The organism is Aestuariivirga sp. (assembly GCF_044239095.1).
In the GTDB taxonomy this organism is placed as follows: Bacteria; Pseudomonadota; Alphaproteobacteria; order Rhizobiales; family Aestuariivirgaceae; genus Aestuariivirga.
The window spans coordinates 1-8,076 of the sequence record NZ_JBIICB010000199.1; the positions used below are offsets into that span (position 1 = coordinate 1).

General features: G+C 59.4%; 7 protein-coding genes and 1 pseudogene. 7 read left to right on the plus strand and 1 reads right to left on the minus strand.

Annotation, left to right across the window (positions count from 1 at the left end; genetic code table 11):
- The first annotated feature begins 33 nt into the window (after window positions 1-33).
- From hemJ to ACILRA_RS16145, 7 genes are all read left to right on the plus strand, one after another.
- The gene (gene hemJ / locus ACILRA_RS16115) at window positions 34-471 is read left to right on the plus strand and encodes a protoporphyrinogen oxidase HemJ (protein WP_395663098.1); all 438 of its coding nucleotides are present in this window, start codon (window positions 34-36) and stop codon (window positions 469-471) included.
- A 138-nt stretch (window positions 472-609) separates the two neighbouring features.
- Window positions 610-1,875, plus strand: a complete 1,266-nt coding sequence (gene rho / locus ACILRA_RS16120) for a transcription termination factor Rho (protein WP_395663103.1) — start codon at window positions 610-612, stop codon at window positions 1,873-1,875.
- Between the two features lie 47 nt (window positions 1,876-1,922).
- Window positions 1,923-3,266, plus strand: coding sequence for a tRNA uridine-5-carboxymethylaminomethyl(34) synthesis GTPase MnmE (gene mnmE, locus ACILRA_RS16125; RefSeq protein ID WP_395663099.1), 1,344 nt, complete (start codon window positions 1,923-1,925; stop codon window positions 3,264-3,266).
- Between the two features lie 68 nt (window positions 3,267-3,334).
- Window positions 3,335-5,200 (plus strand): tRNA uridine-5-carboxymethylaminomethyl(34) synthesis enzyme MnmG, encoded by a 1,866-nt coding sequence (mnmG, locus tag ACILRA_RS16130; protein WP_395663100.1) that lies wholly within the window; start codon window positions 3,335-3,337, stop codon window positions 5,198-5,200.
- On the plus strand, window positions 5,190-5,813 hold the full coding sequence (rsmG, locus tag ACILRA_RS16135) for a 16S rRNA (guanine(527)-N(7))-methyltransferase RsmG (RefSeq protein WP_395663101.1): 624 nt from the start codon (window positions 5,190-5,192) through the stop codon (window positions 5,811-5,813). The genes mnmG and rsmG overlap by 11 nt, the downstream gene beginning before the upstream one ends.
- A 22-nt stretch (window positions 5,814-5,835) precedes the next feature.
- A complete protein-coding gene (locus tag ACILRA_RS16140; protein ID WP_395663104.1) occupies window positions 5,836-6,642 on the plus strand; it encodes a ParA family protein in 807 nt (268 codons plus the stop codon).
- 56 nt (window positions 6,643-6,698) lie between these two features.
- Window positions 6,699-7,556 carry a ParB/RepB/Spo0J family partition protein gene (locus ACILRA_RS16145; RefSeq protein WP_395663102.1) on the plus strand — a complete coding sequence of 286 codons (858 nt, stop codon included), beginning with the start codon at window positions 6,699-6,701 and terminating at the stop codon, window positions 7,554-7,556.
- 134 nt (window positions 7,557-7,690) lie between these two features.
- On the opposite strand, the pseudogene purH reads toward ACILRA_RS16145, so the two are convergent.
- Window positions 7,691-8,076: pseudogene (purH, locus tag ACILRA_RS16150) on the minus strand (bifunctional phosphoribosylaminoimidazolecarboxamide formyltransferase/IMP cyclohydrolase); the annotation flags it as partial.

Below are 8,076 nucleotides of genomic sequence, written 5' to 3' on the forward strand. Positions count from 1 at the left end.
TAGGCGCTGTTGTAGACGCGGTCAGGCGTTTCGATGGGTGAGGCCTATTCCTGGCTGAAGGTTGTCCATGTTCTGGCGGTGATCTCGTGGATGGCCGGACTTTTTTATTTGCCCAGATTGTTCGTCTATCATGCTGAAAACATTGAGAAGAATGAGCTTGTGAAGGTCTTTGCCGTGATGGAGCGCCGGCTTCTCAAGGCAATTATGCGTCCGGCGTGCCTGGTATCGGTGGTGACTGGGCTGGGGCTCATTTGGGTGGGCAGCTGGTTGGGGCCGATTCCGCTCTGGCTGTGGCTCAAGATCGTATTGGTGTTGGGAATGCTGGCATTCCATGGGCTACTCGAGGCTCATGTGGGACGGTTTCGGGATGGCCGCGAGGGCCGTTCAGGGCGCTATTTCAGGATCATGAATGAGGTTCCGACGTTATTGCTTATCGGCATTGTAATTTTGGTCATTGTGAAGCCCTTCTGAGTTTGTTGTTGGCGAGGGGCCGGCGAATAGCTATACTGTGATTTCGCATCGCTTCGGCTTGATGCGGCCCTTCCTCAATGTTCCCGCCTTTGGCCGGAACCCCCCATTGTGAAAAGATAAATGACTGCCATATCTGAGCTGAAAGAAATCAAGCTTCAGGACCTCAAATTGAAGACGCCCGCTGAGCTTGTCTCGCTGGCGGAGGAGCTTGAGGTCGAGAACGCGAGCGCATTGCGCAAGCAGGAGCTCCTGTTTGCCATACTCAAGAACCTTGCCATCCGGGACGTCGAGATTATCGGCGAGGGTGTGGTTGAGGTCCTGCAGGATGGTTTCGGCTTCCTGCGATCTCCTGACGCCAATTATCTGGCTGGCCCCGATGATATCTACATCAGCCCCAGCCAGATCCGGAAATTCACGCTTCGAACCGGTGACACGGTCGAGGGGCAGATTAGGAGCCCCAAGGACGGTGAGCGATATTTTGCTCTGGTGAAGGTCAACCGAATCAATTTTGAAGATCCGGAAAAAACCCGCCACAAGGTTCATTTCGACAATCTGACGCCGCTTTATCCCGATGAGCGGCTGGAAATGGAAACGGGAGATCCGACCAAGAAGGATTACTCCTCCCGGGTCATCGACATCGTGTCTCCCCTTGGAAAGGGGCAGCGCGGACTTATCGTGGCGCCACCGCGCACCGGCAAGACCGTCCTTCTCCAGAATATCGCCCATGCGATCACCGCCAATCATCCCGAGTGCTACCTGATCGTCCTCCTGATCGATGAGAGGCCGGAGGAAGTGACCGACATGCAGCGGTCCGTGAAGGGCGAGGTGATCAGCTCTACCTTCGATGAGCCTGCCTCGCGGCATGTGCAGGTGGCCGAGATGGTTATCGAGAAGGCGAAGCGTCTGGTAGAGCATGGGCGTGATGTCGTGATCCTGCTGGATTCGATCACACGTCTTGGCCGGGCCTACAATACGGTCGTTCCGTCCTCCGGCAAGGTTCTCACCGGCGGTGTTGACGCCAATGCCCTGCAGCGGCCCAAGCGCTTCTTCGGTGCGGCGCGCAACATCGAGGAGGGTGGTTCCCTGACGATCATCGCCACGGCGCTGATCGATACGGGCAGCCGCATGGATGAGGTAATCTTCGAGGAGTTCAAGGGAACCGGTAACTCCGAAATCATCCTTGATCGCAAGGTTGCGGACAAGCGGGTTTTCCCCGCCATCGACATATTGAGATCCGGCACCCGCAAGGAAGAACTGCTGGTGAAACCGGATCTGTTGAAGAAAACCTATGTCCTGCGGCGGATCCTCAACCCGATGGGTACTGTCGATGCCATCGAGTTCCTGCTCGACAAGTTGCGGCAGACCAAGGGGAACAGCGATTTCTTCGACTCGATGAACGCCTGACGGGAACCTCTGCCTGCTGGGCTTCGGCGATTTGATTCGAGGCCGTAATGACAGCAAGTGACACGATTTATGCCCTGTCCTCCGGCGCAGGGCGGGCGGCCATTGCGGTCATCCGCATGTCTGGCAGCCATACGCCGGAAGTTCTCATGCGTATGGCTGGCCGGCTGCCAACTGCACGGAAGCTGTCTCTGAGCGCCATACGGAACGACAGGACTGGCGAGATACTGGACAAGGCCATGGTGGTCTGGATCCCAGGACCTGGTTCGTTCACGGGCGAGGACTGCGCGGAAATCCACCTGCATGGTAGCCCCGCAGTTGTGTCCGCCGTGATGGAGCTTTTGTCCGCACAGCCTGGTGTGCGGCCTGCCGAACCTGGCGAGTTCACCAAGCGAGGCTTCCTCAATGGCAAGATGGATCTTGTCGAGGCTGAGGGGCTGGGTGACCTGCTGCAGGCCAGAACCTCTGGCCAGAGGCGACAGGCCTTCCAGCAGATGTCAGGCCAAGCGAGTTCAAGGTTCGAATCCTGGCGGGAGCAATTGATGCAGATCCGGGCCCATATCGAGGCTGGGGTGGACTTCGCCGATGAACCGGGCGTTGCCGAAGCTGCCGCACCTGCCATCGACATGAGCATCCGGACATTACGCAGCCAGATCAGCGCCGAACTCCACCGGTCGGCAGGTTCCGAATTACTTCGTGATGGATTTCGCGTTGTTCTTGCAGGATGCCCCAATACGGGCAAATCCAGCTTGCTGAATGCCCTGGCGGGGCGCGAAGCGGCCATCGTGTCCGATTTGCCGGGAACCACGCGTGACGCCATAGAGGTGACGCTCGAGCTTGATGGGATGCCCGTCATCGTAACCGATACGGCCGGATTGCGCAGTGATGTGGCTGATGCGGTCGAAGAGGAGGGTGTGAGAAGGTCACGCCAGCATGTGTCCAGAGCTGATCTGGTCGTGTGGGTTTGGTCAGCCGACGTTATTGGCAGTAGATCTCTGGATAGCAGCATCGAACAGCCTGACATGCTGATCGAGAACAAGAGTGACCTTCGGGAGACAGAATCGGGACTTCTCCGAAACGATCGTGATGCGAGCTTTCGCATTTCGTGCCAGACCCGTGAGGGGATTGACGGATTGCTTGCTGAGCTGGTGTCGCGTCTCAGGAAACGTTTCGGTGACGTTGAGTCAGCGCTTTTTGTGTCTGCCCGGCAGAAACTGGCTGCTGAGCGTTCGATTCGATACCTGAACGATGCCCTTGATGTCGGTTCGGAGAACTTGGAGTTGAAGGCTGAAGACATCCGGCGCGCTTCGGAGGAGATTGCCAGACTGACGGGTCGTGTGGATGTGGAAGAATGGCTGGGGGCAATCTTCAGCCGCTTCTGCATCGGAAAGTGACGGCCAATGTTTCACGTGAAACGTTCGGGCATTTTGACCTTTTTGGCTGCTTCGCGTAAACAGGCGGCATGATGACCAACTTCGATGTGATCGTGATTGGAGGCGGACATGCGGGGACCGAAGCCGCCGCCGCTGCAGCACGCGCTGGGGCCCGGACAGCCCTCCTGACGCACAGGGCCGATTCGATTGGCGAGATGTCTTGCAATCCGGCGATCGGCGGTCTCGGCAAGGGCCACCTCGTGCGGGAGATCGATGCGCTGGATGGCTTGATGGGTCAGGTCGCTGACCAGGCCGGGATCCAGTTTCGTCTGCTGAACCGGTCAAAGGGTCCCGCTGTTCGGGGCCCGCGCGCCCAGGCTGATCGAAAGCTCTACCGTAATGCCATGCAGGCCGCTGTCGCCGCCCAATCCGGCCTGACCGTGATTTCTGCTGCTGCGAGCGGTCTCCTGATACGAGGCGATCAAGTGACAGGGGTCGTCTGCGAGGATGGCCGGAGCTTTGCTTCAGCCGCCGTCGTCCTCACCACAGGAACCTTCCTGAACGGGCTCATCCATATCGGAGAGCGCCGTATTCCAGCGGGACGCCACGGCGAGCCGCCAAGCCTCGGCTTCTCCCAGCAACTGGCTGCAGCCGGCCTGAAGCTCGGCCGTCTCAAGACGGGAACGCCAGCCCGGCTCGACGGGCGGACTATCGACTGGAAATGCCTCGAGGAGCAAAGGGGCGATGACCAGCCGGTGCCCTTCTCATTTCTGACCCGGAAAATCGAAACACCGCAGGTATCCTGCTTCATTACCCACACCACCGCAGCGGGCCACCAGCTGATTGCCGACAACATCCATCGGTCGCCGATGTATTCCGGGCAGATCGAAGGAGTAGGGCCACGCTACTGCCCGTCCATCGAAGACAAAATCCAGCGCTTTCGGGACAAGGACAGCCATCAGGTGTTCCTTGAGCCTGAGGGTCTCGACGACGATACCGTCTATCCCAATGGCATTTCCACGTCACTGCCGGAGGATGTGCAGGACAGCTTCCTCCGCACGATGCCGGGGCTTGAGAAGGTGTCGGTCATGCGCTGGGGCTACGCCATCGAGTATGACTATGTAGATCCCCGGCAACTGACTGCGGCGCTGGAAGTGAAACGGCTTCCAAACCTGTTCCTCGCCGGCCAGATCAACGGAACGACGGGCTATGAGGAGGCTGCCGCCCAAGGGCTGGTCGCTGGCCTTAATGCAGCGCGAAAAGCGGGTGGGCAGGAGCCTTTCGTCATCGACCGCGCGCAGGGTTATATCGGCGTGATGATTGATGATCTGGTCACCAAGGGCGTGTCCGAGCCCTACCGCATGTTCACCTCCCGGGCAGAGTACCGGCTCTCGCTCCGGGCCGATAATGCAGACATGAGGCTTACGCCTCTGGGAATGTCCGTAGGCCTGGTCGGAGCTGAGCGGGCAATGGCCTTCCAGCACCGGGCGTCAGCAATCAATCAAGGTCTGGACCTGGCGCGAAGCCTGTCCCTTACTTCAGCCGAAGCGGCACGGAGGGGTCTCAGGGTTAATCAGGACGGTTTGCGGCGTTCCGCGCTCGACCTTCTGGGCATGCCGGACGTGGGCTGGATGGGGATCCGCGCCCAGTGGCCGGAACTTGCCTCGCTCAGCCCGGATGTCGTCGAAGCACTGGAAGCGGAAGCGCTGTATGCGGGATATATCCAGCGGCAAGATGCCGATGTTGCGGCGCTCCGCCGCGAGGATGGCTTGGCGCTACCGGCGAGCCTGGACTATGCCAGCATGCCCAGCCTTTCCGCCGAATTGCGTCACAAGCTCCAATTGGTTCGCCCCGCTACGCTGGGTCAAGCCTCTCGCATGGACGGTATGACCCCGGCGGCACTCGCGGTGATTCTTGGCCATGTGAAGCGTCGGGACCGGCAAAGTGCAGCCTGAAGCCTCACGCGCTCCTGCTGGCCTGAATGTTTCACGTGAGTCACGCGGCAAGCTGGAGATTTACGTCGATCTTCTCCTTGCATGGCAGAAGCGGATCAATCTGATCGGCCCCGCCACGGTACCCATGGTCTGGGAGCGCCATATCCAGGACTCTCTGCAGTTGCTGCCGCTCCTTCCAGAGAATACGAAGACCATTGCGGAACTGGGCTCCGGCGCTGGTATCCCTGGTCTCGTGATCGCCATTGCAGCGGGTCTCGAGGTCCATCTTTATGAAAGCAATGGCAAAAAGGCTGCCTTTCTTCGGGAAGCAGCCCGGAGAACCGGGGTCACTGCGCATATCCATGTGGCGAGGCTCGAAACGCTCCGGACGGCCACGAACGTCCCAAAGGTTGATTGTGTTGTGGCCCGAGCCCTGGCGCCATTGCCGCTCCTTTTGGATTATGCCGAGCCGTTTTTTGCCCGCGGTGCGATTGGTCTCTTTCACAAGGGACAAGATGTAGATGCGGAATTGACCGAAGCCACAAAATGTTGGAAAATGAATTTTATCAAGCATGCGAGCCTGTACGATTCGCGTGGCGTAATTCTCCAGATCTGTGAGGCCACCCGTGTCTGATCTTCCTTCCCGCAGTTCGACCATGCCGGCGGAACCCCGCGTTCTTGCCGTAGCCAACCAGAAGGGTGGCGTGGGCAAGACAACCACAGCCATCAATCTCGGGACGGCCCTTGCTGCCGTCGGCGAGACGGTGCTGATTGTCGACCTCGATCCGCAGGGCAATGCCAGCACGGGGCTCGGCATTCACCGGCGTGCCCACCAGAAATCCACGTATCATGTGCTTCTGGGAGAGGCCACTCTTCGTGACGTGATCGTCGAGTCCGGAATCCCCCGGTTGCATTGCGCACCCTCGACCATGGATCTGCTCGGCGCTGAACTCGAACTTGCCGGCATCGACCGGAAGACCCACCGGCTCTCGGACGCGATTGGCACCCTCTGCAAGGCTGGCGAAGGCGGTACCGCCTATACCTACATACTGGTCGACTGCCCGCCCTCGCTCAACCTTCTGACGATTAATTCGCTCTCTGCTGCAGATGCTGTTCTGGTGCCTCTGCAATGTGAATTCTTTGCCCTTGAAGGACTGAGCCAGCTGATCAGGACGGTTGAACGCGTGAAGACCAGCCTCAATCCGCGCCTGTCGATCCAGGGTGTGGTGCTGACCATGTTCGACCGCCGGAACAACCTGTCCGAGCAGGTTGCGGATGACGTTCGCAGCGTGCTGGGTGACAAGGTCTATCAGACCGTCATTCCGCGCAATGTGCGGATTTCCGAAGCGCCGTCGCATGGTAAGCCCGTATTGCTTTATGACCACGCCTGCGTCGGTTCGCAGGCCTATATCCGGCTTGCATCGGAGATCATCAGGCGCGAGCGGGAATTGCGCGCCGCCTGACCGATTCCGGACCGGAACAATTACAGCTCCTAGCGAAAGCCAAACGAGACATGGACATGACAGGCGCACCGAAAAAGAGACTGGGCCGGGGGCTCGCTGCCTTAATCGGTGACGACACCAGCGAGGACGCCGTGCTGCAGGATGTCCGTACGCTTCGCCACATGCCGATCGAGCTGCTAAGGGCCAGCCCCAACAATCCGCGCAAGCACTTCGCCGATACAGACCTCGAGGAACTCTCCAACTCGATACGCGACAAGGGACTGCTGCAGCCCATCGTCGTTCGTCCCGCCGGCGGAGGAGAATACGAGATCGTGGCCGGTGAGCGCCGCTGGCGCGCCGCGCAGCGGGCAGGGGTTCATGACGTCCCCGTGCTCATCCGCGAACTCTCCGATGGCGAGGCGCTTGAAATCGCCCTCATCGAGAATATCCAGCGCACTGACCTCAATCCACTGGAAGAGGCGCGCGCCTATGGATTGCTTCTTGAGCAATTCAGCTACACCCAGCAACAGCTGGCCGAATCAATCGGCAAGAGCCGGAGCCACATCGCCAATACGCTGCGCCTTCTCCATCTTCCAGATTCGGTGCGTCAGCAAATTGAGGAGGGCCTCCTCACCGCGGGTCATGCCCGGGCCCTGGTCGCAACAGATTCGCCGGCGGAACTGGCAGACCGGATCATCAAGCTGGGACTCTCCGTCCGCGAGGCCGAGGGCCTGGCACGCGAGGCAACCTCGCCAAAGAAGCACAGACCCAAGGCCGAAAAAGACGCGGATACCAAAGCGCTTGAGAAACTGGTCTCCGAAGCCATTGGGCTCAAAGTCGCCATCAGCCACACCGGCAGTGCCGGTGGCACGATGCAAATCAGCTACAAGACACTCGACCAGTTGGAAGACATCTGCAAGCGGCTGCAGTCTTGATGCCAGAGCCTAAACCATGATCCGCGAAAGTGGAAACCGCTTTTGCGAGAAGATCATGCTCAAGCTATTGATCTTGCCAGCGTTCCTGCCGACCAGTTGATCCCACCTGGTCGGAAAGCGTGCTCGCCCGATTCTCAGTGCCTGAAGTGGCGAACACCTGTGAAGACCATCGCAAGACCTGCCTCGTCGGCAGCGCGAATCACCTCGTCATCGCGCAGCGAACCGCCCGGCTGGATGACCGCGGTCGCTCCGGCGTCGGCAGCCTGGAGGAGCCCGTCCGCAAATGGAAAAAATGCGTCCGACGCCACCACTGATCCTTTGACACTCGCCGCGCCAAGACCTGCTTCGCGAGACACGTCCTCGCTCTTCCTCACGGCGATCCGGGCAGAATCCACCCGGGACATTTGCCCGGCGCCGATCCCGACGGTCGCGCCATCCTTGGCATAAACGATCGCATTCGACTTGACGTGCTTGGCCACACAAAAAGCGAATCGAAGATCCGAGAGTTCCGCCGCAGTCG

What these genes read in the sequence shown, in the direction of transcription:
- hemJ (WP_395663098.1), top strand. Translation starts at nt 34, where the DNA reads ATGGGTGAGGCCTATTCCTGGCTGAAGGTTGTCCATGTTCTGGCGGTG.
- ACILRA_RS16145 (WP_395663102.1), top strand. Translation starts at nt 6,699, where the DNA reads ATGACAGGCGCACCGAAAAAGAGACTGGGCCGGGGGCTCGCTGCCTTA.
- mnmG (WP_395663100.1), top strand. Translation starts at nt 3,335, where the DNA reads ATGATGACCAACTTCGATGTGATCGTGATTGGAGGCGGACATGCGGGG.
- ACILRA_RS16140 (WP_395663104.1), top strand. Translation starts at nt 5,836, where the DNA reads ATGCCGGCGGAACCCCGCGTTCTTGCCGTAGCCAACCAGAAGGGTGGC.
- mnmE (WP_395663099.1), top strand. Translation starts at nt 1,923, where the DNA reads ATGACAGCAAGTGACACGATTTATGCCCTGTCCTCCGGCGCAGGGCGG.